Raw genomic sequence first — 18,257 nt, 5'->3', positions numbered from 1 at the left:
CCGTCTCCTATATATGTGAAGGGTTGGACAGGTTGCCGGGCTTGCGCTGTGCTGCACGCATCTGCGTCCGCAACCGGTCCGGGCCGCAGGAATTGTCGCCCGCATTGCCGCCAAACGTTACCGCTTCTTCTTCCCAGATGCGGTCGAGTGCGGCGAGATCGTTCGGGTCGTCTTCCTCTTGCCGAAGCAATTCTCCGACGAGGTTCTTGTCCGGCTTGGCATTGGCGACATGCAGCAGCGCCGCAAAGGCGTTGGCATAAGGCGACTGGCGCTTGCGCAGACGCTCGCCGATGGCCGCCGTGATATGGCCTGTCTGGGTGAGGAGATCGTGGATTTCCTCTGGCGAGCGTGTCGACAGGTATTCGAGGAACAGCGGCAGATAGTCCGGCAGTTCCTTGGCATCTACGACAAAGCCGTTGTCGTCATACATCTTCATGAGATCGACCATGGCCTGGCCGCGGTCGCGGCTTTCACCATGCACATGCTCGAAAAGATGCAGCGACAGCGAGCGCGTGCGGTCAAAAAGATGCACGTAACGTTCCTGCGCCTCGTAGAGGTCGCAGTCGCAGACATAATCGACAAGGCTGTCGAGCAGCCTGCGGATGCCGGGGGAAAGCTTTTCCCCGGCCAGTGCTTTTTTCAGTTCCTCGCCGCCGAGTTGCAGCTCTGCGGTCGGATAGGAAAGCAGCAGCGAAATGATTTTCAGGGTCTTGTTCATTACACCTGCTCCCGGAAAATATCCGTTGGTGTCTGGACGACTTTCTGGCGCTTGGAGCCGAACAGGTCTTCGGTCGACGTTCCACCCGAACAGCCATTGCCGAAAGTGAAGCCGCAGGAGCCGCGCACGTCATAGGCATCCTCGGTAATTTCACGATGCGTGGTCGGGATGACGAAGCGGTCTTCGTAATTGGCAATCGCCATGATGTGGTACATTTCCTCGATCATCGCGCTGCTCATGCCGACGCGGTCGGCAATCGCCTCGTCGATAACACCATCGACGGTCTTGGCGCGCATATAGGCACGCATGGCGAGCATACGTTCCAGCGCCGAGATGACCGGCTCTTCCTTGCCTGCGGTCAGAAGATTGGCAAGGTAGCGGACCGGAATGCGCATGGAACGAACATCCGGCAGCGGACCATCCATGCCAAGCTTGCCCGCAGCGGCAGCCGACTGGAGCGGCGAGAGCGGCGGTACGTACCAGACCATCGGCAGGGTGCGGTATTCAGGATGGAGCGGGAAGGCAATCTTCCAGTCCATCGCCATCTTGTAGACCGGCGAATGCTTGGCGGATTCCAGCCAGGCTTCCGGCACACCGTCCTTGCGCGCCTGTTCGATCACGGCAGGATCGTTCGGATCGAGGAAGATATTGAGCTGTTCCTCATAGAGATCCTGTTCGTTGGCCGTGGAAGCGGCCTCCGAAATACGGTCGGCATCATAGAGCATCACACCCAGATAGCGGATGCGACCGACGCAGGTTTCCGAACATACGGTCGGCTGGCCAGCTTCGATGCGCGGATAGCAGAAGATACACTTTTCGGACTTGCCGGAGCTCCAGTTGTAGTAAATTTTCTTGTAGGGGCAGCCGGAGACGCACATGCGCCAGCCGCGGCACTTTTCCTGATCGATCAGGACAATGCCGTCATCCTCGCGCTTGTAGATCGCCCCTGACGGGCAGGCCGCAACGCAGGTAGGATTGAGGCAGTGCTCGCACAGGCGCGGCAGATACATCATGAAGGTGTTTTCGAACTGGCCGTAGATTTCCTTTTCCACGCCTTCGAAATTGTAATCCTTCGAACGCTTGGCAAATTCACCACCGAGAATTTCTTCCCAGTTCGGACCCCATTCGATCTTTTCCATCCGCTCGCCGGAAATCAGCGAGCGCGGACGGGCGGTCGGCATGGTCTTGCTTTCGCCTGCCGTCTGGAGATGGCCATAATCGAAGTCGAACGGCTCATAATAGTCGTCGATTTCCGGCAGGTCCGGATTGGCAAAAATCTTGGCGAGGATGCGCCACTTGGAGCCCATCTTCGGCTCGATCTTGCCGTTCTTCTTGCGAACCCAGCCGCCGTTCCACTTTTTCTGGTTTTCCCATTCCTTCGGGAAACCGATGCCGGGCTTGGTCTCGACATTGTTGAACCAGGCATATTCCACGCCTTCACGATTGGTCCAGACGTTCTTGCACGTCACGGAGCAGGTGTGGCAGCCGATGCACTTGTCGAGATTGAGCACCATTCCAATTTGCGCACGGATTTTCATTCTGCTGCCTCCTTCGCTGCGGAGTTCTGGTTGCCTTCTTCAAGCGGACCTTCCATCCAGTCCACTTTCTCAAGCTTGCGCACGACCACGAACTCGTCGCGGTTTGAGCCGACGGTTCCGTAATAGTTGAAACCATAGGACTGGTGGGCGTAGCCGCCGATCATGTGCGTCGGCTTGGTGATGATGCGGGTGACAGAGTTGTGAATGCCGCCGCGCTGGCCGGTGAGCGGCGAGCCGGGCGTATTCACGATCTTCTCCTGTGCGTGATACATGAAGACGGTTCCGTCCTTCATGCGCTGGGAGACGACCGCACGGGCCACAATGGCGCCGTTGGCGTTGTAGACTTCCACCCAGTCATTATCGACGATGCCAGCCTTTGCGGCATCCGGCTCCGAAATCCAGACAACCGGCCCGCCGCGATTGAGCGTCAGCATCAACAGATTGTCCGTATAGGTGGAGTGGATGCCCCATTTCTGGTGCGGCGTGATGAAGTTCAGCACCAGATGCGGCTGGCCGTCCGCCTTTTCACGGATTGCCGGATTGACCGTCTTGGTATCGATCGGCGGGCGATAGACGCAGAAGCCTTCGCCGAAAGCGCGCATCCACAGGTGATCCTGATAGAGCTGCTGACGGCCGGTCAGCGTGCGCCACGGGATCAGCTCGTGCACGTTGGTATAGCCTGCATTGTAGCAGACGGTTTCGGACTCGATGCCCGACCAGGTTGGCGAGGAGATGATCTTGCGCGGCTGCGCAACAATATCGCGATAGCGGATCTTCTCGTCTTCCTTGGGAATGGCCAGATGCGAATGGTCGCGACCTGTGAACTTCGACAGCGCTTCCCATGCCTTGACCGCCACCTCACCGTTGGTTTCCGGCGCGAGCGACAGAATGACCTCGGTTGCGTCGACGTCGGTATAGATGCGCGGACGTCCCTCGCTTGCCCCCGGCTCATGAACCTTGCCGTTCAGATTGCCGAGCAGTTCGACCTCGTGTTCGGTATTCCACGAAATGCCCTTGCCGCCATTGCCCAGCTTGTCGAGAAGCGGCCCAACGGACGTATAGCGCTTGTAGAGGTTTGGATAATCGCGCTCCACAACCACGACCGATGGCATGGTCTTGCCGGGGATCGGCTCGACTTCGCCCTTCTTCCAGTCAAGAACATCCTTCGGCTGCGCCAGTTCGCCCGCCGTGTCATGCAGGGTCGGCACAAGAACGATGTCCTTCTCGACACCCAGCACTTCCGGCGCCACTTCCGAGAACTTCTTCGCGATACCCTTGAAGATTTCCCAGTCGCTGCGTGCTTCCCAAGCCGGGTCGGCCGCGCTCGACAGCGGATGGATGAAGGGGTGCATGTCGGAAGTATTGAGGTCGTTCTTCTCGTACCAGGTGGCAGTCGGCAGAACGATATCGGAATATACGCAAGTTGTGGACATGCGGAAATCGAGCGTGACCAGAAGGTCGAGCTTTCCTTCCGGAGCATTCTCATGCCACACGGCCTCACGGCTTTCCTGCGCGCCTTCCTGACCCAGATCCTTGCCAAGCAGGCCGTTCGACGTGCCGAGCAGGTGCTTCAGGAAATACTCATGCCCCTTGCCCGACGAACCAAGCAGGTTCGAGCGCCAGACGAACATGTTGCGCGGCCAGTTGGCCTCGTGGTCGGGGTCCTCGCAGGACATGGTGACAGTGCCGTTCTCCAAAGCATTCGCGATGAAGTCTTTAGGCTCCTTGCCTGATGCGGCTGCCTCTTTGGCCAGCTCCAGCGGGTTGGTCTGAAGCTGCGGCGCGGAAGGCAGCCAGCCCATGCGCTCGGCGCGGATGTTGTAGTCTATCATCGTGCCGTCCCACGCGCCCTCAGGCACGGTGGGCGAAAGGATGTCCTGCACCTTCACGGTTTCGTAGCGCCACTGATCAGTATGCGCATAGAAGAACGAGGTGGAGTTCATGTGACGCGGCGGACGGTTCCAGTCGAGCGCGAAGGCAAGCGCTGTCCAGCCGGTCTGCGGGCGCAGCTTTTCCTGCCCCACATAATGGCTCCAGCCGCCGCCGGACTGGCCGATACAGCCACACATCACCAGCATGTTGATGATGCCGCGATAGTTCATGTCCATGTGGTACCAGTGGTTGAGACCGGCACCGAGGATGACCATGGAACGACCATTGGTCTTTTCGGCATTGGTTGCAAATTCGCGGGCGACAGCAATGATCTGGTCGCGCGGGACACCCGTAATCTTCTCTGCCCAGGCCGGGGTATATGGCAGGCCCTCGTCATAGGACTTGGCGGAATTCTCGTCGCCAAGCCCGCGATCAAGACCGTAATTGGCGGCAAACAGGTCGAACACAGTCGCGACCATGACGTCGCCACCCTTAATCTTCAGCTTGCGGGCCGGAACCTTGCGCACCAGCACGCTGTCATGGTCCGTGCCTTCAAAATAATCGTGCTCGCGGTTGCCGAAATATGGGAAAGCCACATCGGCGACGGCATCATGGCTGTCCTTGTCGATGAAGCTCTTGGCAAGTTCCACATCCTTGCCCTTGCCGTCCTTTTCTTCGAGGTTCCACTGGCCATCGTCACCCCAGCGGAAGCCGATGGAGCCCTGCGGCGCAACATAGGCGCCCGACTTCGTGTCGAAGGCGACCGTCTTCCAGTCTGGATTATTGCCTTCGCCGAGATCGCCCTTGAAGTCGGAAGCGCGCAGGAAGCGGTCCGGCACATAACGTCCGTCCTTCTTCGAGAGCATGACCAGCATCGGGAAGTCGGAATATTTACGGCAGTAATTCTCGAAATAGGGAACCTGCCGGTCAAGGTGATATTCGCGCAGGATCACATGGCCAAGCGCCATGGCAAGCGCGGCATCGGTGCCCTGCTTGGGATGCAGCCACAGATCGGAAAACTTCGCTGCTTCCGAATAGTCGGGCGAGACCACGACCGACTTGGTGCCCTTGTAACGCACTTCCGTATAGAAATGCGCATCCGGCGTGCGGGTCTGCGGTACGTTGGAACCCCAGAGCATCAGGAAGCCGGCATTGTACCAGTCAGCCGATTCCGGCACGTCGGTCTGTTCGCCCCATGTCATCGGCGAAGCGGGCGGCAGATCGCAATACCAGTCATAGAATGACATGCAGACGCCGCCGAGCAGTGACAGGTAACGTGAGCCCGCCGCATAGGACACCATCGACATGGCCGGGATCGGCGAGAAGCCGATCACGCGGTCCGGTCCATAGGTCTTGGCCGTATAGGCATTGGCCGCGGCGATGATCTCGTTGACTTCTTCCCACGTTGCGCGAACGAAGCCGCCGAGACCGCGCACTTTCATATAGTCGGCACGCTTGGCGGGATCCTGCTGGATCGCGGCCCAGGCCGCGACAGGCGTTTTCAGCGTGCGTTCCTTGCGCCACAGCTTCAGGAGACGGGAGCGGATCAGCGGATATTTCACCCGGTTGGCAGAATAGACATACCAGCTATAGCTTGCCCCGCGCGAACAGCCGCGCGGCTCATGGTTCGGCAGGTCGGCCCGGGTGCGCGGATAATCCGTCTGCTGGGTTTCCCAGGTGATGATGCCGCCCTTGACATAGACTTTCCACGAGCAGGAGCCGGTGCAGTTCACACCATGGGTGGAGCGGACAATCTTGTCGTGCTGCCAGCGCTTGCGATAGGCGTCTTCCCAGTCACGGTTCTCATTGGTCGTGACGCCATGGCCTTCCGAGAAGGTGCCGACATTCTTGCGCGCAAGAAAGTTCAGGCGATCGAGGAGTAGACTCATGATTATATCCTCACTTTATTTCTTCAGGCAGCAGCAGCGGCTGGTTTGCTGCGGTGCTCCACGTCGTAGAGCAGACCGCCTTTTCGGGTGTAGACGCCCCAGGTGATGACGAGGCAGGTCACGTAGAAGATCAGGAAGGCCCAGAGTGCGGCTTCCGGTCCGCCGGTCATGCTGATCGAGGTGCCGTAACCCTTCGGGATGAAGAAGGCGCCGAAGGCAGCAATGGCCGAGGTGAAGCCGGTGATGGCCGCAGATTCCTTGTCTGCTTCGTGACGGCGTTCTTCCGGGGTGGCATTGGGCATAAGCCTGTCCATCTCTTTCGACATGATCGCCGGGATCATTTGGAAGGTGGAGGCATTGCCGATGCCCGTTGCGAAGAACAGCAGGATGAAGGAAGCAAAGAAGCCCCAGAACGCATTCGGCTGATCCTTGATGCCGACGAAGTACAGTACGCCCGCCACGCCGATCATCATCAGGACGAATGCCCAGATGGTGACGCGTCCGCCGCCATATTTATCGGCAAGCCAGCCCGAACCCGACCGCGACAGCGCGCCGACAAGAGGTCCGAGGAAGGCGAACTGAAGTGCATTAACCTCAGGGAACAGGATATTGGTCAGAAGCGGGAAGCCAGCCGAATAACCGATGAACGAGCCGAACGTGCCGGTATAAAGCCAGCACATGATCCAGTTGTGCTTGCGGCGGAAAATGACGGCCTGATCGGCAAACGAAGCCTTGGCCGACGCGATATCGTTCATGCCGAACCAGTTGGCGAAAGCCGTGATGATGATGAATGGCACGAAGAAGAAGCCGGCATTCTGCAGCCAGAGCGGCGTGCTGCCCGCTTCGGTCGCAACCATTGACGGATCGCCGCCAAGCTTGCCGAAGATACCGGCAGTGATGACCAGCGGAACCACGAACTGGACGACGCTGACGCCGAGATTGCCGAGGCCCGCATTGAGTGCTGCCGCATTGCCCTTCTCTTTCTTCGGGAAGAAGAAGGAGATGTTGGACATGGAGGAGGCGAAGTTACCGCCGCCGAAGCCGCAGCAGAGCGCCAGCAGCAGGAAGATGAAGTAAGGCGTATTCGGGTTCTGCACGGCATAGCCGATACCGATGGCCGGAATGACCAGCGACCAGGTGGTCAGTGTGGTCCACAGGCGGCCGCCGAAGATCGGCACCATGAAGGAATAGAAGATGCGGAAGGTCGCGCCCGAAATGCCGGGGAGCGCCGCCAGCCAGAACAGCTGGTCGGTCGTGAACTGGTAACCCACCAGCGGCAGCTTTGCCACCACCACGGACCAGACCTGCCAGATGGCGAAGGATAGAAGCAGTGCCGGGATCGAAAGCCACAGGTTGCGCTTGGCGATCCTCCTTCCCTTCTCTTCCCAGAAGGTCGGATCGTCCGGACGCCAGTCGGTCAGGACGGAATCGCCCTTTGCCGGCTTGACGTCGGCTTTCTTCAAGCCCTGCAATTCAGCAAAGGCCGGAAGCTCTTCCGTCGTCTTGCCCTCGGCTGCGCGCTCCATCTGGCGGATCGAGACATGCATCCACGCAAAGGAAACCGCGACGATGACAAAGAGCAGCATGAAGCAGCTCGTCCAGAGGCCGGTCTGGTCCAGAAGTACACCGAACAGGATCGGCAGGATGAAGCCGCCAAGACCGCCGATCATGCCCACCAGACCGCCGACGGAGCCGACATTGCCCGGATAATAGACCGGAATGTGCTTGAAGACGGCCGCCTTGCCCAAGGCCATGAAGAAGCCGAGAATGAAGACGGTGATGGTGAAGCCGATCACGCCCATTTCGGCATGGAAGGCCAGCGGACCATTATCGCTCTGGATGACATAGTCCGTCGGCGGATAGGACAGTATGAATGTCGCGACCAGCGAGACGGCGAAGGTCCAGTACATGACCCGGCGCGCGCCATAGACATCCGAAAGATGTCCGCCATAGGCGCGGAAAAGACTTGCCGGGACGGAGAAGAATGCCGCGATGATACCTGCGAGGCGAATATCGACGCCATAGACATGGATCAGATATTGCGGCAGCCACAGCGCGAGAGCCACGAAGGCGCCGAAGACGAAGAAATAGTAAAGCGAGAAACGCCAGACCTGAATATTCTTCAGCGGCTCCAGCTCCATCAAGGTGCTGGCGGGTTTTTCGCCCTTGCGCCGACGCTCGACCAGGACCGGATCGTCACTCGTGGTGAAATAGAAAATCAACGCCATGACGACCATCGCGGCCGCCCAGACTTCGGCGACCGTATGCCAGCCGAATGCAACCATGACCATCGGCGCGAAGAACTTCGTCACCGCCGCTCCAACATTGCCCGCGCCGAAAATGCCAAGCGCAACGCCCTGCTTTTCCGGCGGATACCAGCGCGAGACATAGGCAACGCCAACCGAGAACGACCCGCCCGCCACGCCAACGCCAAGCGCTGCAATCAGCATTTGCGGATAGGTGGTGGCGTAGGTCAGAAGATAGGTGGCAACCGCCGAGACCAGCATTGTGAGCGTGAAGATGGCCCGACCGCCATAGCGATCCGCCCAGATGCCCAGAATGACGCGGATCAGCGATCCCGTAAGGATCGGCGTACCGACGAGCAAGCCGAACTGGGTTTCGCTTAAGCCCAGCTCGGATCGAATTTCAATGCCGATGATTGCAAAGATGGTCCAGACCGCAAAACACACTGTGAAAGCGGTCGTACTCATCGCTAGCGCCGTGGTCTGCGCCCTGGGATTTTCCCCTGCGACATGTTGCATAGGCGTACTCCGAATTGAATACCATTGGAGGTTTCGTATGCACTTATGCGTCGACTTTCAGATGAATACATTGATTAAGATCAATATCTTTAGACTATTCAAGTTGAATTTTAGATATTCGTGGCTTAACGACCAAAATAGACCTAGTTAGTTCAAAGTATTGATTTATGCGCATTGCGCAATTGATATTTATCAAGCATAATAGACTGATGAAAACTTGACCCCAAAAGTGAGGTTTAATGCGAGAAGAAGACATCGACGCGCTGAAGAATTTGCCGCTCTTCATGGATATGGCAGATGCCACTTTCGAGCGGATCATGCGCCCGAGCTTCGTGCAGTCGTTTCCGCCACGCACGACCCTTATCAAGGAAGACGAGCCTGCGGACTTCCTGTTCGCAATCCTGGACGGCCTCGTGTTGATGTCCGCGAAATCGGACGACGGCGAAACCGCGCTGGAAATATTGCGCGCCGCCGATATTTTCATTCTCGCAGCCGTGCTCAATGACGATGTGTGCCTGCAAACTGCACAGACCCTCACGCCAACCCGTGTGCTGATGGTGCCTTCAAGTCTGGTTCGGGATTTGATGAGCGAGGACGTCGGTTTCATGCGCGCCGTCGTCTTTGAAACGGCACGCGCCTATCGTCGTCTGGTCAAAGAGCTGAAGGCGCAGAAGCTTAGAAGCAGTGTGCAGCGCCTCGCCAACTGGATCGTCAAGGAATCGCTCTTTAACAACGGCGCAGATGTCGTAATGATCCCTTATGAAAAACGGACACTTGCCGCCTATCTCGGCATGACACCGGAAAACCTGTCGCGCAGTTTTGCAACGCTCGGGTCCCACGGTGTCAGTGTGCAGGCCTCTGCAATCAAGATCACGAACAAGAACAAGCTGCTGCAGTTTGCGGCACCTTCCCATCTGATCGACAGGGAAGAACCGGCGCGCACGGCCGGCAGGGTTTGAGACCGGCTTTCATCTTCCTGTCAAACAGAACGACTATCCGGTGACTTTCCTGATCGAACGGATATCCGCCATGAAAGCACCTTTTGTTGCACTGTTTCTTGCCCTTGCCACCAGCGCTGCGGCACAGGAAATGCAGAAGCCGGAACTCATCGGCGCTATCATGCTACCGACCGGCCTGAAAATCGGCGGCATTGAATTCGGCGGAATTTCCGGCCTCGACTACGACCCACGTGAAAATATCTATTACGCCATATCCGACGATCGTTCGGAAAACGCACCTGCGCGCTTTTACAAGCTCAAGCTCGCCATCGACGGTTCCGGCGTGCAAAGCCTTGATGTTCTGGAAACAGTCAAGCTTCTGGATAAGGCCGGCAAATCATTTGCGCTGAAGGATGTGGACCCTGAAAGCATCCGTTTCAACGTGGCGACCGGCACGATCTACTGGTCAAGCGAAGGCGATAAGAACGGCAGGCCTTTTATCGGCGAAGCAAAGACCGATGGCAGTTTCATTCGCGAATTTGCTTTGCCGGAAGCCTACATTCCCGACGAAGGCAAGACACGCGGCGTCCGCAACAATCTGTCTTTTGAAAGCCTGACCATCACACCGGACGGCAAGACGCTTCTGGCGGGGACGGAAAACGCCCTGACACAGGATGGAGACAAGGCGACACTCGACCATGGCAGCCGTTCACGCATCATCGCCTTTGACCTCGCCTCAGGCAATGTGACGGCAGAATATGCCTATGACACCGACCCAATCTTCACCAAGGCGACGCTGCCGCCCTTCTGGAACGATAACGGTCTGTCGGAATTCGTTTCCGATGGAAACGATCTCCTCACTGTCGAACGCTCCTTCGCCATGGGTGTGGGCAATCGTATTACGCTCTACCGCGCATCTTTCGACGGTGCCAGCAATGTAAAGGATGTGCCCTCACTGGCCAATCAGTCTGTGACATCGCTCAGCAAGAAACTTTTCCTCCAGCTGAACGAAGGTGATTTCGGCCTCGACATCGACAATATAGAGGCCATCACCTTCGGGCCGATGATTGACGGCAAGAGAACGCTGATCCTTGCCTCGGATAACAATTTCAACCACGGTCAGGTTTCACAGTTCATTGCTTTGAAGCTGCCCTGACCGACCCGGGCATTTCCAGCAAAAGTGCTAAGCGGTTTTGCGTAGGATAATGCGACGAAACAAATATTCAGAGCTCAGGTCCAGAAATAGCGCACGATATGGAAGAAGACCGGAGCCGAAAAGACGAGACTGTCGGCCCGGTCCAGCATCCCGCCATGTCCTTCGATCATATGGCCCCAGTCCTTCACGCCGCGATCGCGCTTGATGGCGGAGGCAACAAGCCCGCCGAAGAAGCCCATGATGCATGATGTGGCCGCAAGGGCACCCGCCTGAACCGGCGAAAACGGTGTCAGCCATGCAAGCCCTGCCCCCAGAAGAGAGGCGCTCGCGACACCGCCCACAAAACCTTCCCAGGTTTTGGACGGCGATATGCTGGGCGCGATGCGATGTTTTCCAAACAGCTTTCCGAAAATATACTGCAGCACATCGCTGCCCTGCACGGTGGCCACCAGAAACGCGATCAGAAGCAGTTTCTTGCCGTCAAAACCGGGAATATCCAGTGTCATCAGCGCGGGCACATGGCTTATGCAATAGACCGACAGCATGATGCCCCATTGCTGCTCGCTGATACGCTCCAGAAAGCGCGACGTGTCCCCGGAAAGTGCAGTCAGAACCGGCATGGCGAGGAAGCAATAGACCGGGATGAAGATGGAATAGAGCCCGTACCAGTCGATCCAGATCAGATAATATTGCACCGGAATGACCAGCAGGAACATGCCGAGCAGCACGCGGTGGTCGGCGCGTCGCGTCTGCGTCAGCGTCGCATATTCGCGCAAGGCCGCGAATGATATCAGCGCGAACAGCACGATCACGCCACCCTTTCCGAACAGGAAAGCGATGCACATGGCCCCGACCATGATCCACCATGCCTTGATGCGGGCATTGAGATTGACCAGCGTGGATGAAAGCGGCTTCGGCGCGCGCCATGCAAGAACACCGGCAACGGCGCTTGCCGTTATCAGAACGCCCATGAGGCCAAGGAATAATCGGGTCGTTTCACTCATGAGTGATTACCATTCTGAGGCTGAATATCGAGAAGGCTCTGACGGGCGCGGGCGAGAAATTCCTTGCGGTCCTCACCCTCGCCAAGCTGCACCGGCGCACCGAAAATGACACGGCAAAGAAGCGGCACCGGCAGCATGGCGCCCTTGGGTAGCACGCGCGACATGTTTTCGATCCAGCATGGCACCAGCTCGACATCGGGGCGTGCCAGCGCCAGATTATAGATGCCGGAACGAAAGCGCAGCAGCGCTTCATCGGTCATGTTGCGTGTGCCTTCGGGAAAGATGATGAGCGAATGACCATCGGCCAGCGCTTTCAGCATCACTTCCATCGGGTCTTGCGTGCGTTCCACCCAGTTGCGCTCGACAAGCACGGTGCGCAACAGAACTTCTGCCATGAACTGGCGCACGCGGTTGCCCCGCCAGTAATCAGCACCGGCGACAGCACGGGTGCGTGCGCGCTCTTCCTGATCGAGACAGGAGGAAAGCAGGATGAAATCGCCGTGGCTTGTATGGTTGGCAAAATAGATGCGCTGATTGCGCGACGGACCGGTGCCGCTCCAGATTGGCCGCACGCCGGTAATCCCGCGCGACAGGATTGCCAGAAACGAACCGAACGTCGATTGCACCTGATGGCGGATCAGTTCCCGCATGTTACAGCCCCTGACCCAATGGCACCGTGGCCAGCAGAATGAAAAGTACGATACCCAGCCCCATGAAGAACCGCAGACGCCCCATGATGCGTCGCGAGCCTTCTATCCTTTTCGCGAGTGGACGGACCGTGCCGTCATTGGAGCGCAACCCCATGCGCTCAAGAATGCTGTCTACCTCACCCAAGCCCGTTTCACCGGAACCGGCGATCAGCTTGAAAAGCGCGGCATCGAACAGGAGATGCGCAGCGATACCCAGCACGATCAACGCGCTTACCAACAAAAGCGGCCAGATCAGCCAGAAGGCCAGATCATGCACCGGGCGCATGAAGGGCGCGACCGCAAGCAAAGCCACGGCGACAACAATGCCGAGAAAGGCATTGCGGCGCAGAACAATTGCTATGGACGCTGCCGGAAAATTCATGTCAGCTCCTCCGCCAAATGCAGATGCACCGGCCAGCCCCTGGCACGGATCAGCGCTTCGGCTTCTCGCGCATTGGCGACACGCCCGGTAGAGACGAGCCATGCGACCGCAACTGTTGCGCTGCGCTGAAAACCAAGCGCGCAACAGACAAGAACCGGGCCGTGATGGCGTGCGGCTTCAACGGCATCGGAGGCCAGTTGCACCTTTTCCGATGACGGCGCGACCAGATCGAGCGTGCCAAAGTTTTTCCATTCCGTGGCATGCAGCGGTGGCACCATTTCAGCGGCAAGATCAATGACGGCAGCAAAGGATGAGGGTTCTGCGGCTCTTGGAAAATGCCCGAGAAACACTCCGTCGGCCAACTCGACATGCGGCGGCAGCTTGCGTGTCCAGAACCGCACATTCAGCCGAGCAAAAAACCGGTAAGGCCAAAGCAGCCAACGGCTTGCGAGACTGACCGATCCATCTGTCTGCTTCTGGAAAATGCCAGCACCTGCACCGAAATAGCCAAGCGCTACAATGGCCAGTGCCGTTGCAGGCCAGAGCCAGAAAACTGCATAGCCGGTGACGGTCAGGCCATGGATGGCGAGCACCAGAAACAGGATTGCGCCTGCCAGATAGTAAAACCCGATCCTTCTGGCTTTGGGGTCTGATGTGAACCGAAACTCTGCCAGCGGCGAAGGACCGCTGCGCGGAAAAAGCCACAAGGCAAACAGGCCAAGCAAAGCACCTGCCGGAATATCGACCGCGTGATGCTGATAGGTGGTCAGCACCGACAGACCGATCAGCAGACACCAGACATGCCAGACCATGCGTATGGTATCGCCCATCACGCGGCGCATCTGATCCCAGATGATGATCAAGAGCGCGATATGCAGCGAGGGCGCCTGATTAAAGGGTTTGTCGAAGCCGCCAAGCACATCGAACATAAAACCCGGAAGACCTGCCGTTGCCGGTTTTACAAAAGTTGCGGTCAACGGAAAAGCGACGAAGCAGAGCACAGCGATGATCTGTGCCGTCAGATAGCGTTTTGCCAGCCGGTCGACCTGTTCGGGGCTGTCATTGACGAACAGCGCAATCGCATAAAACAGATTGACCGACCAATAGGGAACGATGCTCCACGCGATAAACGGAACTTGGCTTTCCCATCCGAAAGCAAGGTTAGGCACATGACCTTGCTGCGATGCGAGCCAGTTGGCCGTACCGTAGGTCAGGTAGAAAAAGGGCGCTAGAAACAGAAGCCAAAGGATCGCGCGACGGATCACAGGCCGCCGCGAAGATCCGTCAAGTTGCGTCAAATGCACTGTCACGCTTGGCCGTCTCCCACGCGCTCCGCAATCGAGACGGTGAAAATGCCCCACTGATCGACGCGCTGTTCGAGCTTGCGATAACCGGCCTTCTCGACAAGCTGATCCATTTCGCCCTGCGTGCGACGGCGCATCACCCATGCCTCGCCGCCGCGATGTGACGTGAGCGCACGCGCGATCATTTCAAGCTGCGGATGCCATGGTTGGTTGGTGTAGATCAGCAATGAGCCGGGTTTCTGCACGCGGGCAAGGCCCGAAAGTGACCGGTTGATCAGCGCATTATCGGGGAAAAGTTCGTAAAGACCGGACACGATGGCGAGGTCCGGCTGCGGCGTGACCGCTGCAAGGCTTTCCTCGTTGAATGCGTCACCCTCTTCCATATGGGCAGTCGCCTCCAGCCCGCGATCCCGGATGAGCTTGTTACCCGCCAGCACATTGATCGGCGAATAATCGCGCAGGTGAATGCTGTCCGGCATGGCGTCCGCACGCACCACCGCATCAATGACATAGCGGCCATGGCCGCAGGCAATGTCGAGAATATTGGTCGAGCGGCCCTCGCTTTTGAGCCGTCTGATCGCCGCACCGATTAGTTCTTCCAGATGCACCTTGCGCTGGCGAATGCCGCGCCAGCCGATCGCTTCCAGAAACTGCTTGTCGATGAGCTTGCCACCCGGCCCCAGGCCGCGTGCTTCATTCTCATAGACATAATCGAGCGTGGAACCGGAATCGAACCCCGTGCGCTTGCCGACTTTCAACCCTTCCGAAAACAACGCACCGAAGGCTATCGAAGCGCGTGTCGACGCCCAGTAAAGCCCCTGCGCGGTCAGAAGCGGCACCGGGCTCGACAACCGGTCGGCCTCGTCGCGCGTGTGGCCTGCAATATGCGCATCCGTCAGATCGGCGCGCTGCGGCTTTTCGGCAAAACGGTCCTCAATGAAATCGTGGATGAGTTCGATTGCGGGTTTGCGATCCCGTTCGCCGAGCGTGTCGTGATAGAACCCTTTCAGAACATGCCGCTCCTTGATGCGGCTGCCGAGATTTTCAAAGAAGCGATGTTGCGGCGCAGGACGCACGACCAAATCGCTGCCGGAAATGAGCAGTTGCGTCGGAACGGTGATCGCCCGCGCATCGTCCACCACGCGCTTCGCCGTCTCATAGAGTTGCAGCAGGATGTGCGAGGCGATGGGGCGCGTAATCAGCGGATCGGTACGATAGGATTCGATGCGTTCCGGATCATGGGTCAGGAATTGCGGCTTGACGTATGAATTGACGTAGAAAGTGCCTTTCAGCTTCTGCCACAGGCCGATGCCTTCCTTGGCGAGTGGCACATAGAGCTTGATGTCGAAAGCGGGCGAAGCCAGCACCAGCGCCCGAATATTCGGCGCATAGTCATGCACCCAGGCCGCAGCCAGAACCGCGCCGACACTCTGCGCGATGATTGCCACATCCTTGATGGCGGTGCCAGTTTCCTGACGGATATGGGCGACAAAACTGTCGAGGTCACGGATCGACGCGCCGAAGGACGGCGAGAAGCCGCGCACGCCCGGCGACTGGCCGTGGCCGCGTGCATCCCAGGCGTAGAAGGCGTAGTCATCCAGCCCCAGCTCATCAACGAGGTGTGCGACGCGTCCGCTGTGCTCATGGCCACGATGCAGGAGGACAATCACGCCTTTCGGCCTGCCGGAAATTGCCGGCCAGAAACGGTAGAACAGCGACGTGCCGTCATGGGTGACGAACTGGCTTTCCTGCGCCGCGCGATGCCGATTTGTAGCGTGCTCGTTCATGCCATCCCCTCTCCACCTGTTTCCTCATGGGACAATTGCCCGCAATTTCTATTGAGTGAAACAAAATGTTTGAATAAACGAGCTGGAGCGAACCGCAAATAGCTGTTCAATACTTATTCTTCGTTTCCCAAGAGATTCTTGATGTCGGTTTATCAACTCAAGTCGCGTTTCCAGAATTTACTGAGACCTCTTGTCGTGCGACTTGCTGCAGGCGGTGTAACGGCCAATCAGGTTACAGTCGCTGCCGCGCTCGTCTCGATCATACTTGGCGCTTTTCTGGCGTTGAGCGGTAACGCGGCATGGTTTGCACTCGTCCCGATCTGGCTTTTCCTGCGGATGGCGCTGAACGCTGTCGACGGAATGCTGGCGCGCGAACACGGACAGAAATCGACACTGGGTGCCTATCTCAACGAGATTGGAGACGTTGTTTCCGATGCCGCCCTTTATGCGCCCTTCGCGATCATCGCGCCGTTCACCAGCCCATGGCTATTCGCGATTATCTTTCTGGCCACCCTTACGGAATTTGCAGGCGTTGCCGGTGCGTCCGTGGGTGCGAGCCGCCGCTATGACGGCCCGATGGGCAAAAGTGACCGCGCTGTGGTCTTTGGCGTGCTCGGCGCGTGGATTGCCATTGATGGCATTCTGCCACAATGGATTTTCTGGCTGCAGCCGCTCCTATGCCTGCTTCTGGTCGCGACCACGGTCAAGCGCATCACAAACGGCATAAACGAAGCAAAGAGCGGGTAAAACGGCTTTCCGGTACTGGTATTGACGCAATTGGGGCCTATGTTGGTCCATTCAATTCCAGCTCAATCGGAGGCCATGCCAATGAAGAAAGCTAAGACTGCTTTTCTGTTTGCGGGCATATTCGCATTTTCATCCGCGCTCAGCCCGGCGCTGGCTGCCAGCAATGGCAGTTCGAAACAAAGGGCGAAGGAAGTCACCGCTGTCGTCAACGCCGTCGCGCAGAAAATGCCCGACCAGCCGATCAATACGGTGATGTATATCCGCTCCAATAATTTCGAGGTTCTCGCAGGCGACTGCACCGTGCGAGCGCATATCATCTCGTCGGGTCACAAGGCGAAAAGCACTTCTCCCGACAAGATCAAGGTCCGGCTCAACAAGCGGCGGTGCGCGCGCTAGAGCATTGCCAGCAAAAGCGCGAAGCGGTTTTGCCTAGGATAGTGCGGCAAACCAATTCGTTAGAACAGCCCTGCTATAACAGGACCGTTCTAACTCCCATTAAGCTGTGACTTTGCAACGGTCTTGACGACCCAGTCGGCAAAGACGCGGAGACGGTTGCTGAGGTGCCTGTTGGGCGGATAGACCAGATAGATCGGCATCGGCTCGATTTCCCATTCCTGCAGGACAGGGCGCAACGTGCCGTTTTCTATGTCATCCTTCACCATGAACAAGGGTGCCTGCACCACACCGAGCCCTGCGCGCGCGGCTGCGAGATAGGTGGTCGATTCGTTCGCTGCCACCACATAGCGTCCGTTGACCTCGATTTCCTCCGTCCCTTTTTTGAAACGGAACGGCATCTGCTGGCCGGTCGATGGCCGGAAATAACCGACCACCGTGCAGTTCCTGCCGAGATCGGACGGGTGCAGCGGCGTGGAACAACGGTCGAGATATTCGGCGGAAGCGCAGGCGATGAAATGCATGTCGCCGATGCGCCGCGCAATCAGCGACTGGTCGGCCAGCTCGCCAATGCGGATGGCGCAATCGACGTTCTCCGCCACATAATCAACAGGCCGGTCCGATACGCCAAGATCGATCTGGATATCGGGATAACGCTGATGAAACTCGATCAGCGCCGGAATGATGATGAGATTGGCGACCGCGCTCGCCATTTCCACGCGCAGGCGACCTTTGGGCAAGGTCTGGGCGCTCGACAGGCTGCCGTCAAGTTCCGCAAGATCGGCCAGCAATCGTGCAGCGCGCTCATAGTAAAGTGCGCCATCCGGTGTTACGAGAACACGGCGGGTCGTACGATTGAGGAGTTTGGTACGAAGATGGGCTTCCAATCCCTGGATAAGATTGCTGATCGTTGCCTTGGGCATATTGAGCGAGGCGGAGGCGCGCGTGAAGTTCCCGGTTTCAACAACCCGGAGAAAAGCGCGCATGGCCGAGAGCTGGTCCATTATCAAAAAGCCGTCATTGTTCGAGATTCTGGACAGTGTAACCAATTATAGGGGACTATTCCAGCCTATAGACA

General features: G+C 57.8%; 14 protein-coding genes. 4 read left to right on the top strand and 10 right to left on the bottom strand.

What is annotated here, in order from left to right; genetic code table 11:
- Nucleotides 1–7: 7 nt before the first annotated feature.
- The 4 genes from narJ to FG152_RS10380 are packed head-to-tail and all read right to left on the bottom strand — an operon-like array spanning nucleotide 8 to nucleotide 8,779.
- Nucleotides 8–718, bottom strand: a complete 711-nt coding sequence (gene narJ, locus FG152_RS10395; protein ID WP_043061610.1) for a nitrate reductase molybdenum cofactor assembly chaperone — start codon at nucleotides 716–718, stop codon at nucleotides 8–10.
- Nucleotides 718–2,256 (bottom strand): nitrate reductase subunit beta, encoded by a 1,539-nt coding sequence (gene narH / locus FG152_RS10390; RefSeq protein ID WP_010660853.1) that lies wholly within the window; start codon nucleotides 2,254–2,256, stop codon nucleotides 718–720. Before narH ends, narJ begins: the two co-directional genes overlap by 1 nt.
- Nucleotides 2,253–6,017 (bottom strand): nitrate reductase subunit alpha, encoded by a 3,765-nt coding sequence (locus FG152_RS10385; protein ID WP_498986390.1) that lies wholly within the window; start codon nucleotides 6,015–6,017, stop codon nucleotides 2,253–2,255. The genes narH and FG152_RS10385 overlap by 4 nt, the downstream gene beginning before the upstream one ends.
- Before the next feature lie 23 nt (nucleotides 6,018–6,040).
- Complete coding sequence (locus FG152_RS10380; RefSeq protein ID WP_036587126.1) at nucleotides 6,041–8,779, bottom strand: nitrate/nitrite transporter; 2,739 nt, start codon at nucleotides 8,777–8,779, stop codon at nucleotides 6,041–6,043.
- 239 nt (nucleotides 8,780–9,018) lie between these two features.
- Between FG152_RS10380 and FG152_RS10375 the strand changes: the two genes are divergently transcribed.
- Both FG152_RS10375 and FG152_RS10370 read left to right on the top strand, forming a co-directional pair.
- Nucleotides 9,019–9,738 (top strand): cyclic nucleotide-binding domain-containing protein, encoded by a 720-nt coding sequence (locus tag FG152_RS10375; protein ID WP_151607024.1) that lies wholly within the window; start codon nucleotides 9,019–9,021, stop codon nucleotides 9,736–9,738.
- 70 nt (nucleotides 9,739–9,808) lie between these two features.
- Nucleotides 9,809–10,873: an esterase-like activity of phytase family protein gene (locus FG152_RS10370; RefSeq protein ID WP_010660849.1), complete on the top strand. Its 1,065-nt coding sequence runs from the start codon at nucleotides 9,809–9,811 to the stop codon at nucleotides 10,871–10,873.
- A gap of 74 nt (nucleotides 10,874–10,947) precedes the next feature.
- Here FG152_RS10370 and FG152_RS10365 read toward each other — a convergent pair whose 3' ends face one another.
- From FG152_RS10365 to FG152_RS10345, 5 genes are read right to left on the bottom strand one after another with little or no spacing between them, the layout of a single operon-like run.
- On the bottom strand, nucleotides 10,948–11,877 hold the full coding sequence (locus FG152_RS10365; RefSeq protein ID WP_151607026.1) for a phosphatidate cytidylyltransferase: 930 nt from the start codon (nucleotides 11,875–11,877) through the stop codon (nucleotides 10,948–10,950).
- Nucleotides 11,874–12,527, bottom strand: coding sequence for a lysophospholipid acyltransferase family protein (locus FG152_RS10360; protein ID WP_011982634.1), 654 nt, complete (start codon nucleotides 12,525–12,527; stop codon nucleotides 11,874–11,876). Before FG152_RS10360 ends, FG152_RS10365 begins: the two co-directional genes overlap by 4 nt.
- 1 nt (nucleotide 12,528) lies before the next feature.
- Entirely contained in the window at nucleotides 12,529–12,948 is a 420-nt protein-coding gene (locus FG152_RS10355; protein ID WP_151607028.1) for a hypothetical protein, read from the bottom strand.
- Nucleotides 12,945–14,258 carry a phosphatase PAP2/dual specificity phosphatase family protein gene (locus tag FG152_RS10350; protein WP_151607029.1) on the bottom strand — a complete coding sequence of 438 codons (1,314 nt, stop codon included), beginning with the start codon at nucleotides 14,256–14,258 and terminating at the stop codon, nucleotides 12,945–12,947. Before FG152_RS10350 ends, FG152_RS10355 begins: the two co-directional genes overlap by 4 nt.
- Nucleotides 14,255–16,039 carry a bifunctional alpha/beta hydrolase/class I SAM-dependent methyltransferase gene (locus tag FG152_RS10345; RefSeq protein ID WP_151607031.1) on the bottom strand — a complete coding sequence of 595 codons (1,785 nt, stop codon included), beginning with the start codon at nucleotides 16,037–16,039 and terminating at the stop codon, nucleotides 14,255–14,257. Before FG152_RS10345 ends, FG152_RS10350 begins: the two co-directional genes overlap by 4 nt.
- Nucleotides 16,040–16,180: 141 nt before the next feature.
- On the opposite strand from FG152_RS10345, the gene FG152_RS10340 reads away from it, so the two are divergent.
- Together FG152_RS10340 and FG152_RS10335 are read left to right on the top strand one after the other, a co-directional pair.
- A complete protein-coding gene (locus FG152_RS10340) occupies nucleotides 16,181–16,786 on the top strand; it encodes a CDP-alcohol phosphatidyltransferase family protein (RefSeq protein ID WP_151607033.1) in 606 nt (201 codons plus the stop codon).
- Between the two features lie 81 nt (nucleotides 16,787–16,867).
- Nucleotides 16,868–17,182, top strand: coding sequence for a hypothetical protein (locus FG152_RS10335; protein ID WP_036579618.1), 315 nt, complete (start codon nucleotides 16,868–16,870; stop codon nucleotides 17,180–17,182).
- An 89-nt stretch (nucleotides 17,183–17,271) separates the two neighbouring features.
- Here the strand turns inward: FG152_RS10335 and FG152_RS10330 are convergent, their stop codons facing one another.
- The gene (locus FG152_RS10330) at nucleotides 17,272–18,183 is read right to left on the bottom strand and encodes a LysR family transcriptional regulator (RefSeq protein WP_010660841.1); all 912 of its coding nucleotides are present in this window, start codon (nucleotides 18,181–18,183) and stop codon (nucleotides 17,272–17,274) included.
- Nucleotides 18,184–18,257 lie beyond the last annotated feature (74 nt).

The sequence above is a fragment of the Ochrobactrum sp. XJ1 genome (assembly GCF_024701725.1).
GTDB lineage: Bacteria > Pseudomonadota > Alphaproteobacteria > Rhizobiales > Rhizobiaceae > Brucella > Brucella anthropi.
The sequence above is the reverse complement of the archived record's forward strand: the minus strand, read 5'-3'. Positions and strand labels throughout refer to the sequence as shown.

What these genes read in the sequence shown, in the direction of transcription:
- narJ (WP_043061610.1), bottom strand. Translation starts at nt 718, where the DNA reads ATGAACAAGACCCTGAAAATCATTTCGCTGCTGCTTTCCTATCCGACC.
- narH (WP_010660853.1), bottom strand. Translation starts at nt 2,256, where the DNA reads ATGAAAATCCGTGCGCAAATTGGAATGGTGCTCAATCTCGACAAGTGC.
- FG152_RS10385 (WP_498986390.1), bottom strand. Translation starts at nt 6,017, where the DNA reads ATGAGTCTACTCCTCGATCGCCTGAACTTTCTTGCGCGCAAGAATGTC.
- FG152_RS10380 (WP_036587126.1), bottom strand. Translation starts at nt 8,779, where the DNA reads ATGCAACATGTCGCAGGGGAAAATCCCAGGGCGCAGACCACGGCGCTA.
- FG152_RS10375 (WP_151607024.1), top strand. Translation starts at nt 9,019, where the DNA reads ATGCGAGAAGAAGACATCGACGCGCTGAAGAATTTGCCGCTCTTCATG.
- FG152_RS10370 (WP_010660849.1), top strand. Translation starts at nt 9,809, where the DNA reads ATGAAAGCACCTTTTGTTGCACTGTTTCTTGCCCTTGCCACCAGCGCT.
- FG152_RS10365 (WP_151607026.1), bottom strand. Translation starts at nt 11,877, where the DNA reads ATGAGTGAAACGACCCGATTATTCCTTGGCCTCATGGGCGTTCTGATA.
- FG152_RS10360 (WP_011982634.1), bottom strand. Translation starts at nt 12,527, where the DNA reads ATGCGGGAACTGATCCGCCATCAGGTGCAATCGACGTTCGGTTCGTTT.
- FG152_RS10355 (WP_151607028.1), bottom strand. Translation starts at nt 12,948, where the DNA reads ATGAATTTTCCGGCAGCGTCCATAGCAATTGTTCTGCGCCGCAATGCC.
- FG152_RS10345 (WP_151607031.1), bottom strand. Translation starts at nt 16,039, where the DNA reads ATGAACGAGCACGCTACAAATCGGCATCGCGCGGCGCAGGAAAGCCAG.
- FG152_RS10340 (WP_151607033.1), top strand. Translation starts at nt 16,181, where the DNA reads ATGTCGGTTTATCAACTCAAGTCGCGTTTCCAGAATTTACTGAGACCT.
- FG152_RS10335 (WP_036579618.1), top strand. Translation starts at nt 16,868, where the DNA reads ATGAAGAAAGCTAAGACTGCTTTTCTGTTTGCGGGCATATTCGCATTT.
- FG152_RS10330 (WP_010660841.1), bottom strand. Translation starts at nt 18,183, where the DNA reads ATGGACCAGCTCTCGGCCATGCGCGCTTTTCTCCGGGTTGTTGAAACC.